At 71.1% G+C, this 19753-nt stretch carries 20 protein-coding genes; 15 read left to right on the forward strand and 5 right to left on the reverse strand.

The window, feature by feature from the left end; genetic code table 11:
- The first annotated feature begins 1 nt into the window (after position 1).
- Positions 2-943: a prephenate dehydratase gene (pheA, locus tag ACIOC1_RS18500; protein WP_401855408.1), complete on the forward strand. Its 942-nt coding sequence runs from the start codon at positions 2-4 to the stop codon at positions 941-943.
- A 52-nt stretch (positions 944-995) separates the two neighbouring features.
- Positions 996-2030, forward strand: a complete 1035-nt coding sequence (locus ACIOC1_RS18505) for a methyltransferase (RefSeq protein WP_401723219.1) — start codon at positions 996-998, stop codon at positions 2028-2030.
- Between the two features lie 243 nt (positions 2031-2273).
- Here the strand turns inward: ACIOC1_RS18505 and ACIOC1_RS18510 are convergent, their stop codons facing one another.
- Positions 2274-3215 (reverse strand): LysR family transcriptional regulator, encoded by a 942-nt coding sequence (locus ACIOC1_RS18510; RefSeq protein ID WP_401855411.1) that lies wholly within the window; start codon positions 3213-3215, stop codon positions 2274-2276.
- A gap of 142 nt (positions 3216-3357) precedes the next feature.
- Here ACIOC1_RS18510 and ACIOC1_RS18515 point away from each other — a divergent pair, with 142 nt between their 5' ends.
- The 4 genes from ACIOC1_RS18515 to ACIOC1_RS18530 all read left to right on the forward strand — a co-directional run bounded on the left by ACIOC1_RS18515 (position 3358) and on the right by ACIOC1_RS18530 (position 5860).
- Positions 3358-4293 (forward strand): LLM class flavin-dependent oxidoreductase, encoded by a 936-nt coding sequence (locus ACIOC1_RS18515; protein WP_355340558.1) that lies wholly within the window; start codon positions 3358-3360, stop codon positions 4291-4293.
- Positions 4290-4823, forward strand: a complete 534-nt coding sequence (locus ACIOC1_RS18520) for a hemerythrin domain-containing protein (RefSeq protein WP_401855414.1) — start codon at positions 4290-4292, stop codon at positions 4821-4823. Before ACIOC1_RS18515 ends, ACIOC1_RS18520 begins: the two co-directional genes overlap by 4 nt.
- A gap of 46 nt (positions 4824-4869) precedes the next feature.
- Entirely contained in the window at positions 4870-5223 is a 354-nt protein-coding gene (locus ACIOC1_RS18525) for a DoxX family protein (RefSeq protein ID WP_355340552.1), read from the forward strand.
- A gap of 160 nt (positions 5224-5383) precedes the next feature.
- Positions 5384-5860 carry a cupin domain-containing protein gene (locus tag ACIOC1_RS18530; RefSeq protein ID WP_355340549.1) on the forward strand — a complete coding sequence of 159 codons (477 nt, stop codon included), beginning with the start codon at positions 5384-5386 and terminating at the stop codon, positions 5858-5860.
- 209 nt (positions 5861-6069) lie between these two features.
- On the opposite strand, the gene ACIOC1_RS18535 is transcribed toward ACIOC1_RS18530, so the two are convergent.
- Positions 6070-6660: a hypothetical protein gene (locus tag ACIOC1_RS18535; RefSeq protein WP_223186742.1), complete on the reverse strand. Its 591-nt coding sequence runs from the start codon at positions 6658-6660 to the stop codon at positions 6070-6072.
- A 106-nt stretch (positions 6661-6766) separates the two neighbouring features.
- Here ACIOC1_RS18535 and hemL point away from each other — a divergent pair, with 106 nt between their 5' ends.
- The 7 genes from hemL (at position 6767) to ccsB (ending at position 14739) form a co-directional block, all read left to right on the forward strand.
- Positions 6767-8074, forward strand: a complete 1308-nt coding sequence (hemL, locus tag ACIOC1_RS18540; protein ID WP_355340546.1) for a glutamate-1-semialdehyde 2,1-aminomutase — start codon at positions 6767-6769, stop codon at positions 8072-8074.
- Positions 8071-8700: a histidine phosphatase family protein gene (locus ACIOC1_RS18545; protein ID WP_355340543.1), complete on the forward strand. Its 630-nt coding sequence runs from the start codon at positions 8071-8073 to the stop codon at positions 8698-8700. Before hemL ends, ACIOC1_RS18545 begins: the two co-directional genes overlap by 4 nt.
- A gap of 199 nt (positions 8701-8899) precedes the next feature.
- Entirely contained in the window at positions 8900-10237 is a 1338-nt protein-coding gene (locus tag ACIOC1_RS18550) for a hypothetical protein (protein ID WP_355340540.1), read from the forward strand.
- Between the two features lie 83 nt (positions 10238-10320).
- Positions 10321-10929: a TlpA disulfide reductase family protein gene (locus ACIOC1_RS18555; protein WP_355340537.1), complete on the forward strand. Its 609-nt coding sequence runs from the start codon at positions 10321-10323 to the stop codon at positions 10927-10929.
- Position 10930: 1 nt separating this feature from the next.
- Positions 10931-11719, forward strand: coding sequence for a cytochrome c biogenesis protein CcdA (locus ACIOC1_RS18560; protein WP_355340534.1), 789 nt, complete (start codon positions 10931-10933; stop codon positions 11717-11719).
- Positions 11720-11722: 3 nt separating this feature from the next.
- Positions 11723-13621, forward strand: a complete 1899-nt coding sequence (locus tag ACIOC1_RS18565) for a cytochrome c biogenesis protein ResB (protein ID WP_401855419.1) — start codon at positions 11723-11725, stop codon at positions 13619-13621.
- Positions 13618-14739, forward strand: coding sequence for a c-type cytochrome biogenesis protein CcsB (ccsB, locus tag ACIOC1_RS18570; protein ID WP_401855421.1), 1122 nt, complete (start codon positions 13618-13620; stop codon positions 14737-14739). Before ACIOC1_RS18565 ends, ccsB begins: the two co-directional genes overlap by 4 nt.
- A gap of 19 nt (positions 14740-14758) precedes the next feature.
- Here the strand turns inward: ccsB and ACIOC1_RS18575 are convergent, their stop codons facing one another.
- On the reverse strand, positions 14759-15202 hold the full coding sequence (locus ACIOC1_RS18575) for a PLD nuclease N-terminal domain-containing protein (RefSeq protein WP_355340526.1): 444 nt from the start codon (positions 15200-15202) through the stop codon (positions 14759-14761).
- Between the two features lie 87 nt (positions 15203-15289).
- On the opposite strand from ACIOC1_RS18575, the gene ACIOC1_RS18580 reads away from it, so the two are divergent.
- Positions 15290-16741, forward strand: a complete 1452-nt coding sequence (locus ACIOC1_RS18580; protein WP_355340524.1) for a menaquinone biosynthesis decarboxylase — start codon at positions 15290-15292, stop codon at positions 16739-16741.
- Positions 16742-16755: 14 nt separating this feature from the next.
- The gene (gene mqnP, locus ACIOC1_RS18585; RefSeq protein ID WP_355340734.1) at positions 16756-17673 is read left to right on the forward strand and encodes a menaquinone biosynthesis prenyltransferase MqnP; all 918 of its coding nucleotides are present in this window, start codon (positions 16756-16758) and stop codon (positions 17671-17673) included.
- 77 nt (positions 17674-17750) lie between these two features.
- Here the strand turns inward: mqnP and ACIOC1_RS18590 are convergent, their stop codons facing one another.
- Together ACIOC1_RS18590 and ACIOC1_RS18595 are read right to left on the reverse strand one after the other, a co-directional pair.
- Positions 17751-18836, reverse strand: coding sequence for a hypothetical protein (locus ACIOC1_RS18590; RefSeq protein ID WP_355340521.1), 1086 nt, complete (start codon positions 18834-18836; stop codon positions 17751-17753).
- 264 nt (positions 18837-19100) lie between these two features.
- Positions 19101-19634, reverse strand: coding sequence for a rhomboid family intramembrane serine protease (locus ACIOC1_RS18595; RefSeq protein ID WP_355340731.1), 534 nt, complete (start codon positions 19632-19634; stop codon positions 19101-19103).
- Between the last annotated feature and the right edge of the window lie 119 nt (positions 19635-19753).

Here is a 19753-nt window from a genome sequence, read left to right on the forward strand (position 1 = left end):
CATGAGGTACGCCTATCTGGGGCCCGAGGGCACCTTCACGGAGGCGGCGCTGCGCTCCGCGCTCGGCACGCGGGTGCCGGGACCGGTGCCGGTGCCGGTGCCGGTGTGCGAGCCGTATCCGACCGTCGCCGACGCCCTGGAGGCCGTACGGCGCGGCCACTGCGCCGCCGCGATGGTGCCGGTGGAGAACTCCCTGAAGGGCGTGGTGCCCGCCACCCTCGACGGCTTCGCCGCCACCGACGACCTGCACATCGTCGGCGAGACCGAACTGCGCGTCAGCTTCGCGCTGTTGGGCCTGCCCGGCGCCACTCTCGACGGCGTCGAGCGGGTCCGCAGCCACCCGCACGCGCTCGCCCAGTGCGGGCGCTGGCTCGGCCTGAGGCTCCCGAACGCCGTGACGGAGGCGGCCGGTTCGACGGCGGGCGCCGCCCGCGACCTGGCCGGGTCCGGCGACCCGCGCGACGCGGCCGTCGCGGCGCCCGCCGTCGCCGAGCGGTACGGGCTGCGCGTGCTCGCCACCGACATCGGCGAGCGCGAGAACGCCGTGACCCGCTTCGTCATGGTCCGCCGCGCCGGGGTGCCGCCCGCCCGCACCGGCCGGGACCGTACGTCCCTGCTGGTGTCGGCAGGCGACGGCACACCGGCCGCGCTGCCCGGAATCCTGTCCGTCTTCACGGCGGGACGCGTCAGCCTCGCGTGGGTCCAGGCGTGGCCGACCGGGCTGCGCCTGGGTGACTACCGCTTCTTCGTGGACGTCGAGGGCCACATCGACGACCAGCGGGTCCGCCACGCCGTCGCCTCGCTCTCCGACGTCGGGGCGCGGGCCAGCTTCCTCGGGAGCTATCCGCGCGCGGGGGCTCGCGCCACCGCCGTTACGGCTGCCACGGCCTTCAGGCGCCGGGTGCCGCTGCCGTCACCGCCCTTCCCCGCCGTCGTGCTGTGACCCCTGTGACCCACCCGCCTGCGCCCGTACCCCACCCCAGGAAGGACACGCCGTGAGCACTGCGTCCCGCCCGCCCGTCGGCAACCCCCAGGACCGGCTGGTCCAACTCGGCCTCGGATTCTGGCAGTCCAAGGTGCTGCTGACCGCCGTGGAGCTGGGGGTGTACTCGGACCTCGCCGCCCACGGCCCGGCCGACGCGTCCGCGCTCGCCGCCCGCCTCGGTCTGCACCCGCGCGGCGCCCGCGACTTCTTCGACAGCCAGGTCGCGCTCGGCCTGCTGGAGCGGACGGACGGGGTGTACGCGAACACGCCCGACACGGCGGCCTTCCTCGACCGCGCCCAGGACACGTACATCGGGGGCCTGTTGGAGATGGCGCAGGAGCAGTGGTACCAGTCCTGGGGGCACTTGACCGAGGCGCTGCGGACCGGTGAGCCGCAGAACAACGTCGGGGGAGCGGACGGCAATCCCTTCGATGTCCTGTACGCCGACCCGGAGTTGACCAGCCGCTTCCAGAAGGCGATGACCGGCGGTTCGCTCGCCGCCTCGCAGGCGCTGGCCGCCGCCTTCGCCTGGGCGGACGTCACGAGCGTCGTCGACATCGGCTGCTCCGAGGGCATCCTGCTCAACACCGTACTGACCGCGCACCCGCACCTGCGCGGCACCGGTTTCGACCTCCCGGCCGTCGCGCCCACCTTCCACGAGACGGTACGGCGCGCCGGGCTCGGCGACCGGCTCCGGTTCGAGCCCGGCAGCTTCCTCACCGACGCCCTGCCCACCGCCGACGTCGTCGTCTTCGGCCGCGTCCTGCACGACTGGGACCTCGACACCAAGCGGATGCTCCTGAAGAAGGCGTACGAGGCCCTGCCGGACGGCGGCTCCGTCGTCGTCTACGAGTCGATGATCGACGACGACCGCCGCGTCAACGCCTTCGGCCTCCTCACCAGCCTCCACATGCTCCTCGAAAGCCCCGGCGGCTTCGACTACACCGGCGCCGACTGCGTCCGCTGGCTGGAGGAAACCGGCTTCACCTCCTGCTCCGCCCAACCCCTCGACGGCCCGGTCGCCCTGGTGACCGGCCGCAAATAGCCCTCCGGGCGGTCGTGCGCCGTCCGACCCGCAGCCCAATCGGCCCCCGCGCCGCGCGCGCCCCGCGACCGGCCTCAGCGGGCCCCTGCGGGCCGCGCCGCCCGCGCGGGTGCGCTGAGGCGCCGGCCTCGATGCCTGCCCTGGCCTGTCCGGACTCGGGGCGGACGGCTGACCGGGCCGGGCACGTGCGGCCTGCGGGGGGCGTCGAGGTGCCGGGCTCGGTCTCGCAGGGCGGGGCGGCGGTCAGTGGGGGGTGGGGGCTGCGGGGGTCGGGGGGCGGGTGTTGACCAGGGACCTCACGGCAGTGAGCACGGCGGAGATCGAGGGACAGGCGATCGTGCCGGTGCGGGCCACGAGGGTGACGTGGCGGGTGAGGGTGAGGGCGGCGGGGGTGACGCGGACGACGGGGAAGCCGGGGCGGTCGGGGACCAGGTCGGGGACGAGGGCGACGCCCCAGCCGTGGGAGACCAGGCCGAGGACGGCCTGCATGTCGTCGGTCTCGGCCACGGCGTCCGGGGCGAACCCGGCGCCGTGGCAGGCGTGCAGGGTCAGCCGGCCGAGCGCCGAGCCCTCGTCGTAGATCCAGGGGTCACGGGCGAAGTCGGCCAGCGGCAGAGCCTTCCCGGCCCCGCCCTGTTCCGCGAGCGGGTGGCCCGGCGGCACCGCGAGCCGGATGCGGTCGCCCGCGACCGGCTCCTCGGTCAGCCCCGGCACATCCGGCTCGGGGATCTGGTCGTAGCGGGAGGCGACGACCAGGTCGAGCTGATTGAGCCGCACGGCCTGCCGGGCCTCGCTCCTGCGGACGTCGTGCAGGGTGATCCGGAGGTTGGGATGGTCGCGCCGCAGCCCGGCCAGCACCGGCACGAGCAGCGCCGGGCCCTCGTGGAAGGGCATCCCGACCCGCAGGTCGCCGTAGACCTGTCCGCTGAATTCCAGCAACTCCGATTCAGCGGTCTCCAGTTGGGACAGGATGTCCTCGCCGTGCCTGACCAGCAACCGGCCGACGGCGGTCAGCGTCGCCTTGCCGTTCGTCCGGTCGAGCAGCGGCACCCCGGTCTCCGCTTCGAGCGCCGACAGGTGCTGGGAGACCGCCGACCGCGTGTAGTTGAGCGCCTGCGCGGCCCCGGCGATCGAGCCCCGGGCCTCCACCTCGCGCAGCAGCAGCAGTTTCCGTACGTCCAGCACGCCGCAGTCCCCCCGCCCCGTGGCACCGTCAGTTTTCCTGACGCCCAGCGTCAATTACCGTCACGCCAACGGTACAGCGGGGGGCTACGGCCGACGGCTTTAATGACAACGACTTCACGCCGAACCCCCGGAGAGACCACTCATGTCCGAGCCCGTGACCGCACCCGCCCCGACGACCGCCGAGCGCGTCCACCCGCTGGAATTCGGCATCGCGCTGAACCCGGAGGCCGCCCGGATCGATGAGCTGATCCGGCTCGCCGAACTCGCCGACCGCCGCGGCTTCGAATTACTCGGCCTCATGGACCACCCCTACATGGGCGCCGCCCTGGAGGCGTGGACGCTGCTGTCCGTGCTCGCCGCCCGCACCGAGCGCATCCGGCTCTTCCCCGACGTGGCGAATCTCCCGCTGCGCCCGCCGGCCATGCTCGCCAAGGCCGCCGCCTCGCTCGACCTGATCAGCGGCGGCCGGGTGGAACTCGGCCTCGGCGCCGGAGCCGCGGCCGACCACGGCGGAGGCGGCATGGGCGGCCCGCGCCGCTCGCCCAAGGTCGCCATCGACGCCCTGGAGGAGGCCGTCGCGGTCATCCGCCGGGTGTGGGCGGCCGGGGACGCCCCCGCCGCGTACGAGGGCGAGCACTACCGGCTGGAGGGCGTCGTCCCCGGACCCGCGCCCGCGCACCCGATCGGCATCTGGCTCGGCGCGTACCGGCCCCGCATGCTGGAGGTCACCGCGCGCCTCGGCGACGGCTGGCTGCCGAGCTTCCCCTACCTCGACCCGGCCGCGGTCATCGCGCTCAACCACCGCATGGACGAGGCCGCTTCGGCCGCGGGCCGCGCCCCGTCCGACGTCCGGCGGCTCTACAACATCATCGGCCGGATCGACGGAAACGGCGGCGCGCCCTTCAACGAGGGCAGCGCCGCGTGGACGGAACGGCTCACCGAACTGGTCCTCGACGGCGGCGTCAGCGCCTTCGTCCTGACCCCGATGGCCGACCACGCCCGGCAGATCGAGACCTTCCACGCCGAGGTCGTCCCGGCGGTCCGCGAAGCGGTGAGCAAGGAAGGCGCGAACCGATGAGCACGCCCCAGACCCCGGGTTCGGGCGGCGGCGGTACGGCCACCACGCCCGCGGGCCGCGCCATGGTCAGTACGCTCCTCGGCGCGCACGCCGCCCTGCGCCGCGACCTGGACTCGCTCGGCCAGGCCCTGCGGCTGCTCGCCGCGAAGGACCCGGCCGCGCTCGGCGAAGTCCACGCCCGCATGGACGACTTGACGCTGCGTCAGGCCGCCTGGCAGCTCAAGTCGTTCTGCGACATGTACTGCCAGACGGTGCACGCGCACCACTCCATCGAGGACTTCCGGATCTTCCCCGCCGTGCTGCGCATCGCCCCCGAGCTGCGTCCGGTGGTCGACAGGCTCACCGCGGACCACCTGGCGCTCGGCTCGCTGCTCGACGCGATGATCACGTCGGTCGGCGCGCTGCCCGACGCCGACTGGGCCACGGCGCAGGACGCCGTGCAGGCGCTCGCCGACCACCTCGCGGCCCACCTGGACCTCGAGGAAGCGCACATCATCCCCCAGCTCGGCCGGCTGTCGAGCTGGATCTGACGGCCGTACGCGTCCCCGTAAGCCTTCCCCTCACCCCGGAGCCCCGATGTTCGCCGTCACCGTCGTGCTGTCCCTCGTCCTGGCGCTGGTCTTCGCCGCGCTCGGCACCTTCAAGGTGATCAACCACCCGAAGGCCGCCGAGACCGCGGAGCACCTGGGCCTGTCCCTGTCCCTCTCCCGCGCCATCGGCCTGCTCGAAATCGCCGCCTGCGGTGGCCTGTTGATCGGTCTGGCCTGGGCCCCCCTCGGCGTCGCCGCCGCGGCCGGCGCCGTCCTGCTGCTGATCGGCGCCACCGGCACCCACCTCAAGGTCCACGACCCGGCACAGGTCGCCGCCTTCCCCGCCTTCCTCGCGGTGCTGTCGGTGATCACCCTGATCCTCCGCCTCAAGACGGCGTGACCGAACACGGCGTGACCCGAGACAGCGTGACCGAACACGGCGTGATCAAGACGCTGAAGACGGCCTGATTACGGTGCCGCCGCCCCCGCGGGGTACGGTCGCCGCGACGGTACGGCGTCCGCCTCCGCGGGCGCAGCCGTAGTGGCGCAGGAGGTGTCATATGGGTCTACGTCCGCGTACCGCGCATGAACTGAGCCTTGAGCCCCATCCCGGAGGCGGCTGGTACGGCCGGGTCTACACCTCACCGGTCGAGGTGCCCGTGCCGGGTCTCGACGGTGTCCGGCCGACCGCCGTACTGATCCACTACCTGCTCAGCCCGGGGGAGCGGTCGTCCTGGCACCGGGTGAGCTCGGACGAGCTGTGGCTGTGGCGGCGCGGCGGCCAGCTCCGGCTGCGCCAGGGCGGCACCGGCGGGGCCCCGGTGGAGAACGGCTCGGCGGAGGCTTCAACGACCCTGCTGGGACCGGGACATGACTATCCCGTCACCCATCTCCAGATGCTCGTCCCCGCGGGCACCTGGCAGTGCGCCGAGCCCGCGCAGAAGCACGAGGTTCTCGTGAGCTGTCTGGTGACGCCCGGCTCGGGCCTGGCCGACATCGAGCTGTACGAGGAGTCGGCGGCGCGCGCGGGAAATTGAGCGCTTGAGGGTGCGATATCCCGTATTGCGGGGGGTATTTGGCGCATGCAAGCCGTTGCGGTGATCCGCCAGTCACCAGTTGGCCGGAAACGCGCAATCCGGGCGGCCCGGAGAAGGCGCGCGGTGGCGCGGAGTCGGGCGCGAGTGTGCGGCGTAGGTCCGCGAAGGCGGGGAAGAACGAGGAAGACGCGAGAGGAAGGGGCGGCCGGTCAGGGCCAGACGAGACAGTAGAGCTGGTGACCGGACTCCTCGCAGCGGCGGGCGAAATCCTGCCATTCATGGAGCATCTGGTAGATCACGAACGCGTCTCTCGGACCGCGTCGGTCCGGCACGGTGGACCATATGAAGGCGGCGGCGCCCAGCGATTCCTCGTTGGCGGTGCGCAGCGGCTCGACGACCGAGTGCGGCAGCCGTACCACCGCGTAGTCCGGGTGCAGCACCACCAGTTCGAGCGGCGGGACCTTGGCGGGGGGTATGCCCTCGATGCCGGTGAGGACCATCGCGGCCATCGTCTCCGGCTTGACCTTGGTGTACATGCCGTGGCCGAGTTCGTCGCCGCCGAGTTCCTCGGGGCGCATGGAGATCGGGACGCGTGCGGCGGTGGCGCCGTCGGGCGCACCGAAATACTTGTAGGTCACCCCCACTCGGCCACCCCTGCTCCTGCCCTCGCTCGCGGTTGAACGGTTTTCCGGTACACGGTCGGCGGGGTTCGCGGGACGGCGTCGCCTGCCGGTGGGACGGGCGCGTTCGGGCTCGTGCTCGCCCGGTCCTTCACCCGGTCCGCCACCGCGCTGCTGCATTCCACTACCCGACCATCCGCAGACCCAACCACGCAACCCGATCATCGTCTCAGATGCAGGGTTGAGACGTTGCCGCGCAACGCCAGGCATTTGAGAGCATGTGCGTGTGAGCTATCCGTACGAAGCACCAGTGTCCCAGGAACTCTTCGACCGCGCGGCGGCCGTGACACCAGGCGGTGTGAACTCCCCGGTGCGGGCCTTCCGCGCCGTGGGCGGCACGCCCCGGTTCATGGTGTCCGGCACGGGCCCCTATCTCACCGACGCCGACGGCCGCGAGTACGTCGACCTCGTCTGCTCGTGGGGACCGATGATTCTCGGCCACGCGCACCCCGAGGTGATCGCCGCCGTCCAGGCAGCGGTCACGCGCGGTACGTCCTTCGGCACACCCGGTGAGGGCGAGGTCGCGCTCGGCGAGGAGATGGTCGCGCGGGTCGAACCGCTGGAGCAGGTACGGCTGGTGTCGTCCGGCACCGAGGCCACGATGTCGGCGATCCGGCTCGCGCGCGGCTTCACCGGCCGGGCGAAGATCGTCAAATTCGCGGGCTGCTACCACGGCCATGTGGACGCGCTGCTGGCCGCCGCGGGATCGGGCGTGGCCACCTTCGGCCTGCCCGACACCCCCGGCGTGACCGGCGCGCAGGCCGGGGACACCATCGTGCTGCCGTACAACGACCTGGACGCCGTACGCGCCGCCTTCGCCGCGCACCCCGGCGAGATCGCCTGCGTGATCACCGAGGCGTCGCCCGGCAACATGGGCGTCGTCCCGCCGCTGCCCGGCTTCAACGCCGGACTCAAGCAGCTCTGCGCCGACGACGGCGCGCTCTACATCTCCGACGAGGTGATGACCGGCTTCCGCGTCAGCCGCTCCGGCTGGTACGGGCTCGACGGGGTGCGCCCCGACCTGATGACCTTCGGCAAGGTCATGGGCGGCGGTTTCCCCGCCGCGGCCTTCGGCGGCCGGGCCGACGTGATGAGCCGCCTCGCGCCCGCGGGCCCCGTCTACCAGGCGGGCACGCTCTCCGGGAACCCGGTCGCGACCGCCGCGGGCCTCGCGCAGCTCAGGCTGCTCGACGAGGCCGCGTACGCGCGCGTCGACGCGGTGTCGGTCGAGATCCGGGAGCTGGTCAGTGCCGCGCTGAGCAAGGAGGGGGTCGCGCACCGCGTGCAGACCGCGGGCAGCATGTTCTCCGTCTTCTTCACGGACGACGAGGTCCGTGACTTCGAGGACGCGAAGAAGCAGGAGGCATTCCGCTTCACCGGCTTCTTCCACTCGATGCTGGCGCAGGGCGTCTATCTGCCGCCCTCCGCCTTCGAGTCCTGGTTCGTGTCGACCACCCACGACGAGCGGGCCGTGGAGCGGATCGCCGCCGCGCTGCCCGCCGCCGCACGCGCCGCCGCGGAGGCCCACGCATGAGCGAGATGACCGTTGTCCACGTGATGCGGCACGGCGAGGTGCACAACCCCGACGGCATCCTGTACGGGCGCGCCCCCGGCTTCCACCTGTCCGAGCTGGGCCGCAAGATGGCCGACCGGGTCGCCGAGCACCTGGCCTCGCGCGACATCACCTACGTCGTGGCCTCCCCGCTGGAGCGCGCCCAGGAGACCGCCGCGCCCATCGCCGCCGCCCACGAGCTGGAGGTCGGCACCGACGAGCGGCTGATCGAGGCGGCGAACGTCTTCGCGGGGAAGACCTTCGGCGTCGGCGACGGGGCGCTGCGCAAGCCCGCGAACTGGAAGTACCTCACCAATCCCTTCCGGCCGAGCTGGGGCGAGCCGTACGTCGACCAGGTCGTCCGGATGACGGCCGCGCTGGCCGCCGCCCGCGACGCCGCCCGTGGGCACGAGGCCGTCTGCGTCTCCCACCAGCTCCCCATCTGGATCGCCCGCAGCTACGCTGAGCGCCGCCGCCTGTGGCACGACCCGCGCCGCCGTCAGTGCACGCTGGCGTCCCTGACCTCCTTCACCTACGACGGCGACCGCATCGTCTCCGTCGGCTACAGCGAGCCCGCGCGGGACCTGGTCCCCGCCCGGCTCCTCTAGTGCGTGTCCGCCCCGCGCCCCGGCCGGGGCGTACCCGTCCACTGGGCGAGTGAAGAACCGGAGCCACCCGAGGGAACCTCGGCAAGTTTTGCCGCATGCCGCGTAACCGCGAGGAACTTGTGAACGTCATGGTGGGTGACCACTTTTCTGCCCACTCGGCCGTCAGGCCGGAGAAGCCGAGAGACGGGACCGTTCCACGATGTGCGCCATGAGCCGCAGGACCCTGTTGACCACTAGCGCTGGGGCGGCGGCGGCCGGGCTCGGCGTCGCCGGCTGCGGCACGGGGAAGGGGGTGAGCGGCGGCGGAGCGACGCCGGTGGCGAGCAAGACCGGCGAGAAGTCGGGGGCGAGCGGCCGCCAGGCCCCGAAGAAGACCGTGACCCTCATCGGCGACGGATCGACGGCGTACACCGGGACGCAGCCCAACCAGCCCAGGCCCGAGCGGCTGGAGCCCGGCCAGGCGCCGCCGCAGTTCGTGATCTTCTCCTGGGACGGCGCGGGCGAGGTCGGCAACGGCCTCTTCCCCCGCTTCCGCAAGCTCGCCGAGAACCACGGCGCGTCCATGACCTTCTTCCTGTCCGGGCTCTACCTGCTGCCGGAGGGCAAGAAGCTCCAGTACGCGCCGCCGAACAACCGGCAGGGCGCCTCGGACATCGGCTACCTCACCGACCAGCACGTCCGGATGACGCTGGACAACATCCGGCAGGCGTGGCTGGACGGCCACGAGATCGGCACGCACTTCAACGGTCACTTCTGCGGCGGCAGCGGCACCGTCGGCCGCTGGACGTCGACCGACTGGAAGAGCGAGATCGACCAGGCCAAGTCGTTCGTGAAGAGCTGGAAGACCAGCACGGGCTGGCACGACCAGGACCCGCTGCCCTTCGACTACGAGAAGGAGCTGGTCGGCGGCCGGACCCCGTGCCTGCTCGGCCAGGACAATCTGCTGCCGACCGCGAAGGCGCTCGGCTGGCGGTACGACGCCAGCTCGCCGGGCGGCAACCAGGTGTGGCCCTCCAAGCGCGGCGGCCTGTGGGACCTGCCGCTCCAGCTCATCCCCTTCCCCGGACACTCCTTCGAGGTGCTGTCCATGGACTACAACATGCTCGCCAACCAGTCGCACGCGGCCACCAAGTCCGACCCGGCCAACTACCCGGGCTGGCGCCGGCAGGCCACCGCCTCGTACATCGCGGGCTTCGAGCGGGCGTACTCGACCAACCGCGCGCCGTTCTACATCGGCAACCACTTCGAGCAGTGGAACGGCGGGATCTACATGGACGCCGTTGAAGAAGCGTTCAAGCACGTCGCCGCGGCCCGCGACAAGGCGAACAACGGCGACATCCGCATGGTGTCCTTCCGGCAGTACGTGGACTGGCTGGACGCGCAGGACCCGGCCGTCCTGGACAAGCTCAGGACGCTGGAGGTCGGGCAGTCGCCCGCCGGCGGCTGGCGGGAATTCCTCGCCGCCCCCGCCGTGAGCAGCGGCGGGACCAGCAGCTCGGGCAAGGCGCCGGTCGGCGCCGGAACCGCGACTACCTGATCCTTACTTGGGGCAATTGCCGTTTTTGGGGTTGGCGTCGGGGGCGTGGAAGATCGCGCGAAGGCCCATGCGAAACTTTTCACATGAGTCCTACGCGCGCCCTCCGACGCCGCTTTCCCCGCAGTGCCGCGGCACTCGTCGGGGCCGCCGCGCTCGCGATGACGACGGCCGCCTGCTCGTCGACCTCGACCTCGGGGACCGACAACACCAACTTCATGGGCGGCACCGGCGAGATCAACGTCCTCAAGGCCGCCGACCGCAAACCCGCCCCCGACATCTCGGGCAAGACGGTCACCGGCGGCACGGACAGCCTGGCCGCGTACAAGGGCAAGGTCGTCGTCGTCAACATCTGGGGCTCGTGGTGCGCGCCCTGCCGCGCGGAGGCGCCGAACCTCGCCGAGGTCGCCAACGCCGACAAGGACAAGGGCGTGCAGTTCCTCGGCATCAACACCCGGGACCTGGACGTCTCCAACGCCGAACGCTTCGACAAGCGCTTCGAGATCCCGTACCCCAGCCTGTACGACCCCTACGGCTCGCTGATCCTGCGCTTCCCCAAGGGCAGCCTCAACCCGCAGAGCCTGCCCGCCACCCTCGTCATCGACCGGCAGGGCAAGCTCGCCGTCCGCGCGCTGAAGCCGCTCAGCGTCGAGGACCTGCACCAGATCATCGACCCGCTCATCGCGGAGAAGTGACGTGCAGGCAAGCGCCGCCGCCGCGGTCGTCACCCTGAGCGCCGCGACCGACCCCAACCAGACGGTGCTCACCGGGGCGCTGCTGGCCGCCATCCCGATCGCCATGTTCGCCGGGCTGATCTCCTTCTTCTCGCCCTGCGTCCTGCCGCTGGTCCCCGGCTATCTGTCGTACGTGACCGGCGTCACCGGCACCGACCTCGCCGAGGCCAAGCGGGGCCGGATGCTGCTGGGCTCGTCGCTGTTCGTGCTCGGCTTCAGCGCCCTGTTCGTCTCCGGCGGCGCCCTGTTCGGCAACTTCGGCGCGCAACTGCTCGTGCACCGGCAGATCCTCTCCAAGATCTTCGGCGGCCTCACCATCGTCCTCGGCCTGGCCTTCATGGGCATCGTCGGCGGCCTGACCCAGCGCGAATTCCGCTTCCACTACCGGCCCGCGCTGGGCCTGGCCGGGGCGCCGGTGCTCGGTCTGCTCTTCGGCCTCGGCTGGGCGCCCTGCGTCGGCCCCACTCTCGGCGCCGTCAACGCGCTGGCCTTCAACGACGCCAGCGCGGGCCGCGGGGCGCTGCTGATGGCGTTCTACTGCGCGGGCCTCGGTGTGCCGTTCATCGTGGCCGCCATAGCTTTCCGTCGTACGCTCGGCGCGTTCGCGTGGGTCAAACGCCACTACGTGTGGGTGATGCGCGCCGGCGGCGCGATGCTCGTCGCGGTCGGCGTCCTCCTCGTCACCGGCGTCTGGGACCACATCACCTACCAGATGCAGATCTGGTCGAGCAGCTTCACCCCAGGGGTCTGACCCATGAGCGTCACGGAGAAAACCGAGCGCGAGCCGCGCGAGGGCAACGACAAGGGCACGGGCGGCGAAGCGCCTCAGGAGCGCGACGGGCTGGGCGCCGCGGGCGCGCAGCTCAGCACCCAGCCCGTCGACACCCTGCGCAGCGCGCCCGCGATCGGCACCCTCGCCCTGCTGCGCTGGATGTGGCGGCAGCTCACCTCGATGCGGATCGCCCTGGTCCTGCTCTTCCTGCTGTCGCTGGCCGCCATCCCCGGCTCGCTGATCCCGCAGCACTCCGACGCGCTCAAGGTCGAGGCGTTCAAGAAGACCCACCCCGGCATCAGCCCGCTGTACGACCGGCTCGGGATGTTCCACGTCTACAGCTCGCCGTGGTTCGCGGCGATCTACATCCTGCTGTTCGTCTCCCTCGCGGGCTGCATCGTCCCGCGCACCTGGCAGTTCGTCGGCCAGCTCCGGGCCAGGCCGCCGGCCGCGCCGCGCCACCTCACGCGGCTGCCCGCGTACTCGACCTGGCGCACCGACGCCGAGCCCGAGCAGGTGCTGCACGCCGCGCACAAGGCGCTGCGCGGACGCCGGTTCCGTACCGCGCTGAGCGACGGCAGCGGCAAGGACGGCAAGGGCGGCGGCGGTTCGGTCGCCGCGGAGAAGGGCTACCTGCGCGAGACCGGCAATCTGCTCTTCCACATCGCGCTCTTCGGCCTGCTGATCTCCTTCGCCGTCACCTCGCTGAACAAGGCCGAGGGCGGCAAGCTGATCGTCGAGGGCGACGGCTTCACCAACAACCTCACGCAGTACGACGACTTCTCGCCGTCCACCCTCTACACCGCGGACGACCTCAAGCCGTTCGGCTTCAAGCTCGACAGCTTCGACTCCGCGTACGAGACCAGCGGGCCCGACATCGGCAGCCCGCGGGTGTTCAAGGCCAACATCCACTACTGGGACGGCGCCGACGGCAAGCCCGTCAAGGGCACGATCGACACCAACCACCCGCTGAGCATCGGCGGCGAGAAGGTCTATCTGATCGGCCACGGCTACGCGCCGATCGTCACCGTCAAGGACGCCAAGGGCAATGTGGCCTTCCGGGGCCCGGTGCCGTTCCTGCCGCAGGACAGCAACATCACGTCCACCGGCACGATCAAGGTGCCCGACGCGGTCGGCAAGGACGGCAAGCCGCAGCAGCTCGCCTTCACCGGCTACTTCACGCCGACCGGTGACGCGGGCCAGGGCCCGCGCTCGTTCTTCCCCGGCCTGGAGAGCCCGCTGCTGTTCCTCAACGCCTACCACGGCGACCTCGGCATCGACGGGGGCGTCTCCAAGAACGTCTACCAGCTCGACACGACGAAGATGAAGCAGTTCAAGCTGGAGACCTCGACGCCCGGCATCAACGCCGTCGCGCTCAAGCCCGGCGAGGCCATCACCCTGCCGGACGGCGCGGGCAGCCTCACCTTCACCGGGGTCAAGACCTGGGCCAGTTTCCAGGTCTCCCACCAGTCGGGCAACGAGACCGCGCTGATCAGCGGTGTCGCCGCGATCCTCGGCCTGATGGGCTCGCTCTTCATCCAGCGCCGCAGGATCTGGGTGCGCGCCGTGCCCGGCCCCGACGGCACCACCGTGGTCGAGATGGGCGGCCTCGGCCGCAGCGAGTCGGTGCGGATCGCCGAGGAGATCGGCGACATCGCGCTCCAGCTCCAGCCGGAGGCCCCGGCCCTCCCGGACGAGGACGAGGACCCGGTCGGGAGTTCCGCCGGGAACGCCGAGACGGCCAGGAAGGCCGATAACGCCGATAACGCAGCGAACGCTGAGAACACGGTCGAGAGCCCCGGCGAGGGCACCGGCCAACCGGACAATCCGGTCCCCGTAGAGTCAACCCCCCGGACAGACGACGAAGGAGCCCGCGCGTGAATATCGCGTCCGCGGTCAACGAGAACTTCGCGAACTACAGCAACTACCTGATCCGCTCGGCGATGTTCGTGTACGCGCTGGCCTTCCTCGCGCACCTCGCGGAGTGGGTCTTCGGCAGCCGCAGCAAGGTCGCCGTGCAGTCCGCGGCCCTCGCCGCGGAGACGCGCGAGGCCGAGGCGGCCAAGGCGGCGGCCCCCGCGGTCACCGTCAAGGTCGCCCAGCGCGGCGGCGCCACCACCACCCTGGAGCGCCCGCGCCCGAGCATCGTCCCCAAGGTCATCACCCGCGCCTCCGCCAGCGACCGCGGCATCGCCGACGGCCCCGGCGCCGCGGGCGAGGACGAGAAGGGCGACCTCTACGGGCGGATCGCGGTGGCCTTCACCGCCCTCGCCTGGCTGCTGCACTTCGGCGGCGTCCTCTTCCGCGCCATCTCCGTACAGCGCCCCCCGTGGGGCAACATGTACGAGTTCTCCACCACCTTCGGCATGGTCGCCGTCGGCGCGTACCTGCTGCTGCTCGTGCTGAAGAAGAACGTCCGCTGGATCGGTCTGTTCCTCACCACGACGGTCCTGCTCGACCTGGGCCTGGCCCTGTCGGTGCTCTACACCTCCAGCGACCAGCTCGTGCCCGCGCTGCACTCGTACTGGCTGTGGATCCACGTGTCGTGCGCGATCATCTCCGGCGCGATCTTCTACCTCGCCGCGGTCGGCACGCTGCTCTACCTGTTCCGCGACCGCTACGAGACGGCGCTGGCCGCCAACCGCACGCAGAACAGCCGCTGGGCCGACGTCATGTCCCGGCTGCCCGCGGCGGCGAGCCTCGACAAGTTCGCGTACCGCATGAACGCGCTGGTCTTCCCGCTGTGGACGTTCACCATCATCGCGGGCGCGATCTGGGCGCAGGCCGCCTGGGGCCGCTACTGGGGCTGGGACCCGAAGGAGACCTGGGCGTTCATCACCTGGGTCGCGTACGCCTGCTACCTGCACGCCCGCGCCACCGCCGGGTGGAAGGGCCGCAAGGCCGCGTATCTGGCGCTGATCGCCTTCGCGTGCTTCCTGTTCAACTACTACGGCGTGAACATCTTCGTCACCGGCAAGCACTCGTACGCCGGGGTCTGATCCCCCGGGGCCGGATTCCTCACCGGTCGCCCGCGGGGTCCTCCTGGTCGCCCTCGGACGGGGCCGCGCCGCCGTCCTTGCCTTCCCTGTTCTGCTTGTTCAGTTCGCTGAGCGAGCGCAGGAACTCCGGATTGTCGTCCGGGGCGACCCACACCTGGCGGGTACGCGGCCGCGGCTCGTCGACCTCGCGCGGGTCCTCGTGCCGCCCGCGGGTCCCTTCGTGGTCCCGGTGCCACTCCGAGGGTGTCGCGCCCTCGGAGGTGCGCACCCGGACCGGGCCGCGCCGCCGGCCGATCAGCAGCCAGGCCACCGGTCCGATCAGCACCTCGCCGAAGAACAGGATGATCAGCACCCACACCAGCTTCGGCAGCCCGCGCACCTCCCGCTCGGGAGTGCCGAGGCAGTCCACGAAGGCGTAGATCCACAGCGCGATCACCATCAGGTACGGCAGGTACTTCAGCACAGAGGCCCCCCACGGAACATTGCTCAGGACGCCCAGCCTAACGAGGCGGCGCGTCCGACGCCGGAGCGGGATGGAAGACTGGGGCCCATGGCTTACGACGATCTCCGCTCGTTCCTGCGGGCCCTGGAGAAGGACGGCGACCTCCGGCGGATCAAGGCCGAGGTCGACCCGTATCTGGAGGTCGGCGAGATCACCGACCGGGTCAACAAGGCGGGCGGCCCCGCGCTGCTCTTCGAGAACGTCCGCGGCTCGGTCGCCCCGCTGGCGATGAACGTGTACGGCACCGACCGGCGGCTGCTGAAGGCGCTCGGCCTGAGCGCGTACTCCGACATCAGCGACAAGATCGCCGGGCTGCTCAAGCCGGAACTGCCGCAGGGCTTCGTCGGGATGCGGGAGGCGTTCGGCAAGCTCGCCGGGATGACGCACGTGCCGCCGAAGAAGATCAAGGACGGGCCCGTACAGGAAGTCGTCCTCACCGGCGACGACGTCGACCTCGACGCGCTGCCCGCCCTGTTCACCTGGCCGCAGGACGGCGGCTCCTTCTTCAACCTCGGCCTGACGCACACCAAGGACCCCGAGTCCGGCGTCCGCAACCTCGGCCTCTACCGGCTCCAGCGGCACGACCGGCGCACCATCGGCATGCACTGGCAGATCCACAAGGACAGCCGCAACCACTACCAGGTCGCCCAGCGCCGCGGCGAACGCCTCCCGGTCGCCATCGCCTTCGGCTGCCCGCCCGCCGTCACGTACGCCTCCACCGCGCCGCTCCCCGGCGACATCGACGAGTACCTGTTCGCGGGCTTCGTGCAGAACAAGCGGGTGGAGATGGTCGACTGCAAGACGGTGCCGCTCCAGGTGCCCGCGCACGCCGAGGTCGTGCTGGAGGGCTGGCTGGAGCCGGGGAAGACGCTGCCGGAGGGGCCGTTCGGCGACCACACCGGCTTCTACACCCCGCAGGAACCGTTCCCCGCGCTGACCGTCGACTGCGTCACGATGCGCAAGCGCCCGCTGTTCCAGTCCATCGTCGTCGGCCGCCCGCCGACCGAGGACGGACCGCTGGGCCGCGCCACCGAGCGGTTCTTCCTGCCGCTGCTGAAGGTCATCATTCCGGACATCGTGGACTACCACCTGCCGGAGGCGGGCGGCTTCCACAACTGCGCGATCGTCTCGATCGACAAGAAGTACCCGAAGCACGCGCAGAAGACGATGCACGCCGTGTGGGGCGCGCACATGATGTCCCTCACCAAGCTCGTGATCGTCGTGGACGCCGACTGTGACGTCCACGACCTGCACGAAGTCGCCTGGCGGGCGCTCGGCAACACCGACTACGCCCGTGACCTCACCGTCGTCGAGGGCCCGGTCGACCACCTCGACCACTCCTCGTACCAGCAGTTCTGGGGCGGCAAGGCGGGCATCGACGCGACCCGTAAGCTGCCGGAGGAGGGCTACACCCGCGACGGCGGCTGGCCGGAAATGGTGCTCTCCGACCCGGAGACCGCGGAACGGGTGACCAAGCGTTGGAAGGAGTACGGGCTGTGAGCGGCGAGGCGATCCTGGACGGAGGCAGCGCGAAGGCCGGGCCTCCCCGCGCGAGCGGCGGCGAACCGGTGCGGGCGTTCCTGCGGCTGGTGATGATCGAGCACTCGGTCTTCGCGCTGCCCTTCGCCTACACCGCGGCGCTGACCGCGATGTTCCTCGACGACGGCTCGGTGCACTGGCTGGAGCTGCTGCTGGTCACCGTCGCGATGGTGGGCCTGCGGACCTTCGCCATGGCGTGCAACCGGATCATCGACCGCGAGATCGACGCGCGCAATCCGCGGACCGCCGGGCGCGAACTGGTCACCGGCGCGGTCTCCGTACGGTCCGCGTGGACCGGCGCGCTGATCGCCGTCGCGGTCTTCCTCGGCGCCGCCGCGCTGCTCAACCCGCTGTGCCTGGCGCTCGCGCCGATCGCGGTGGTGCCGATGGTGGTCTACCCGTACGGGAAACGGTTCACCAACTTCCCGCACGCCATCCTGGGCGTCGCGCAGGCGATGGGCCCGATCGGCGCCTGGCTCGCGGTGACCGGCGCATGGTCGTGGGACGCGGTGATCCTGGGGCTCGCGGTGGGCGTCTGGATCGGCGGCTTCGACCTGATCTTCGGCTGCCAGGACGTGGCGGCCGACCGCGCCGAGGGCGTGAAGTCCGTCCCCGCCCGCTTCGGCATCCCGGCCGCGCTGTACGGCGCGCGCGTCTGCCACGCCGTGACCACGGGCCTGCTGGTCTGGTACGGACTCGCCACCCACGCGGGCGTCTTCTGGTGGATCGGCCTGGCGGTCGTCGGCGCGGCGTTCCTCTACGAGCACTCGATCGTCCGGCCGCACGACCTGAGCCGCCTCAACCGGGCGTTCTTCCAGGTGAACGGTTTCATCGGAATCGCGCTCTTCGTGTGCGCGCTGCTCGACCTGAGCGTGCGCGGCCTCGGTCTGTAGAACCGCCGTCCTGGTGACCGGGCCGCGCACGCGAGGCGATGCGCGGGGCCGTAGGTCGTACGGCCCCGCGCGGGTGCTTACGACTCCAGGCCGGAGTCGTCCGCCGAGCTGTCGTCGTCGTGGCCGAAGGCGAACATGAACAGGCCCATCAGGTCCTGCGGGTTGAGGACCTTGGCGCCGGAGGGGGCGCCGACCGGGTCGGCGCCGCCGTTGACGTCGACCACCAGGGGCAGCTTGCCCTTGGCCTTGGTGTCGAACTGGGCGACGTCCAGGCTGATCCCGGCGAGCTTGCCGCCCTTGACGGCGACGTCCACGGCCACCGTCTTGTTCGGCACCTTCTCCAGGTCCGACGGCTTGAAGTCGGGGATCTGCTTGGTCAGCGAACCGAGGCTGCCTTCCAGCTCCTTGGCGACCTGCCGCGCGGGCACGGTGACCTCGACGTGGTCGGCGCCGTCGTGGTTGCCCAGCTCCTTGAACTTGGCATTGTTCACCAGCGCCTTGCGCAGCGCGTCCACGACCTGCTGCTGCGTCTTGGCGTCCAGGCCCTTGCTGGTGTCGGGGAGCGCGCCGAGCGGCGAGTCGCCGTCCTTGGACATGGACTTGGCGAAGGACTCGAAGGACTTCAGGTCCAGGCTGATCCAGTCGCCCTTGAGGGCGGACTTCACCGAGGCGAGCGAGGCGGGCAGTTCGTCGGCCATGCCGAGGAATTCGTTGAGCTGCGCCGCGTCCTTGCTGGAGGAGCCGATCAGCGTCTCGAAGCCCTTGAGGTCCAGGCGCAGGTACACCTTGTCGTTCACGGCCCGGACGTCGACCAGGCTCTTCTTGCCGGAGCCGTCGGCGCCGAGCTGGAAGGCGAAGGAGCTCTTGTCGCCGTCCTTGAGGTCCTTGAACGCCTTGTCGGCGCTGAGGGCGACCGCGACCCGCAGGTCGGCCAGCGTCTTGGCCGTCTCCTTGGTGAAGTCCTCCTCACCCTGGAGCGCGGTGTAGATCTGGTCCGCCGAGGCGTCGAAGCGCACCCCGAGGGTCAGCGACTTCTCGCCGTTGAGCTTCTCGAAAGCGTTCTTGACCTTCGTGTCCGGGCTGGAGGCCGCGGCCGTCCCGCAGGCTGCGGAACCGGCGGCGATCATGGCCACGACTCCGGCGGCGGCAAGGCCCTTGCGCATGGTGATGATGACGGACTCCTTGGACGTGACGGAAGAAAGTATGACTAGAAGGATAACTGTGCGGGGGCTGTGACTCGCGGGAGTTTCCGCCCGGCACAGGGCTGTTGGCGGGGGATCGGCGCACTTCAGCGCGTGATCACGGTCACGGGGTCGCGGGTGTCGCGGTGACCCGGTGTAGCGGTGACCCGGTGTAGCGGTGACCCGGTGACGCGGACTGACGGCGTGACACCGTCCCGTCCCGACGCGGCCGTCGTGCCGTGGCCGTCACGCCGTGACGGCCACCGTCCGTTCGCGGAACAGGAACGCGGCCACCACGCCGCCGATCAGCCCGAACAGGTGCCCCTGCCAGGAGACTCCGCTCGCGGTCGGCAGCACCCCCCACAGGATCGAGCCGTAGACCGCGCCGACGACGACGCCGACCACGATGTCCAGCGCCCTGCGGTCCACGAAGCCGCGCACCAGCAGATAGCTGAACAGCCCGAAGACCAGCCCGGAGGCGCCCGCGGTGTTGGTGTGTGCCGGGGCTATCAGCCACACGCCGAGGCCGCCGATCACGATGACGGTGAAGGCGACGGCCAGATAGCGGCCGATGCCGCGCAGCGCGGCGATGAAGCCCAGGACGAGCAGCGGCAGGCTGTTGGAGGCCACGTGCCCGAAGCCGAAGTGGATGAAGGCGGACGGGACGACGTCGATCAGCTCGGCGGGCTTGCGGGGCACGATGCCGAGCGAGTCGAGACGGTGCCCGGCGATCACGTCGACCGCCTCGATCACCCACAGCAGCCCGACCCAGCCCAGCATGAGGACGCCGGCGGCCGTCACCCGGCCGCCCGCGCGCAGCGGTGCGAGCAGCGAGTCGGCGCGCCCTCCCGTACCGGCTGATCGTCCCGCGGTCTGTCCGTACGTCACCGAAGCCCCCC

Origin of the sequence: Streptomyces sp. NPDC088197 (genome assembly GCF_044741185.1) — a bacterium.
Classification (GTDB): Bacteria; Actinomycetota; Actinomycetes; order Streptomycetales; family Streptomycetaceae; genus Actinacidiphila.

What these genes read in the sequence shown, in the direction of transcription:
- ACIOC1_RS18555 (WP_355340537.1), top strand. Translation starts at nt 10,321, where the DNA reads ATGAGTCCTACGCGCGCCCTCCGACGCCGCTTTCCCCGCAGTGCCGCG.
- ACIOC1_RS18520 (WP_401855414.1), top strand. Translation starts at nt 4,290, where the DNA reads ATGAGCACGCCCCAGACCCCGGGTTCGGGCGGCGGCGGTACGGCCACC.
- ACIOC1_RS18515 (WP_355340558.1), top strand. Translation starts at nt 3,358, where the DNA reads ATGTCCGAGCCCGTGACCGCACCCGCCCCGACGACCGCCGAGCGCGTC.
- ACIOC1_RS18565 (WP_401855419.1), top strand. Translation starts at nt 11,723, where the DNA reads ATGAGCGTCACGGAGAAAACCGAGCGCGAGCCGCGCGAGGGCAACGAC.
- ACIOC1_RS18580 (WP_355340524.1), top strand. Translation starts at nt 15,290, where the DNA reads ATGGCTTACGACGATCTCCGCTCGTTCCTGCGGGCCCTGGAGAAGGAC.
- ACIOC1_RS18530 (WP_355340549.1), top strand. Translation starts at nt 5,384, where the DNA reads ATGGGTCTACGTCCGCGTACCGCGCATGAACTGAGCCTTGAGCCCCAT.
- ACIOC1_RS18590 (WP_355340521.1), bottom strand. Translation starts at nt 18,836, where the DNA reads ATGCGCAAGGGCCTTGCCGCCGCCGGAGTCGTGGCCATGATCGCCGCC.
- ACIOC1_RS18535 (WP_223186742.1), bottom strand. Translation starts at nt 6,660, where the DNA reads ATGCAGCAGCGCGGTGGCGGACCGGGTGAAGGACCGGGCGAGCACGAG.
- pheA (WP_401855408.1), top strand. Translation starts at nt 2, where the DNA reads ATGAGGTACGCCTATCTGGGGCCCGAGGGCACCTTCACGGAGGCGGCG.
- ACIOC1_RS18525 (WP_355340552.1), top strand. Translation starts at nt 4,870, where the DNA reads ATGTTCGCCGTCACCGTCGTGCTGTCCCTCGTCCTGGCGCTGGTCTTC.
- ACIOC1_RS18550 (WP_355340540.1), top strand. Translation starts at nt 8,900, where the DNA reads ATGTGCGCCATGAGCCGCAGGACCCTGTTGACCACTAGCGCTGGGGCG.
- ACIOC1_RS18545 (WP_355340543.1), top strand. Translation starts at nt 8,071, where the DNA reads ATGAGCGAGATGACCGTTGTCCACGTGATGCGGCACGGCGAGGTGCAC.
- ACIOC1_RS18595 (WP_355340731.1), bottom strand. Translation starts at nt 19,634, where the DNA reads ATGCTGGGCTGGGTCGGGCTGCTGTGGGTGATCGAGGCGGTCGACGTG.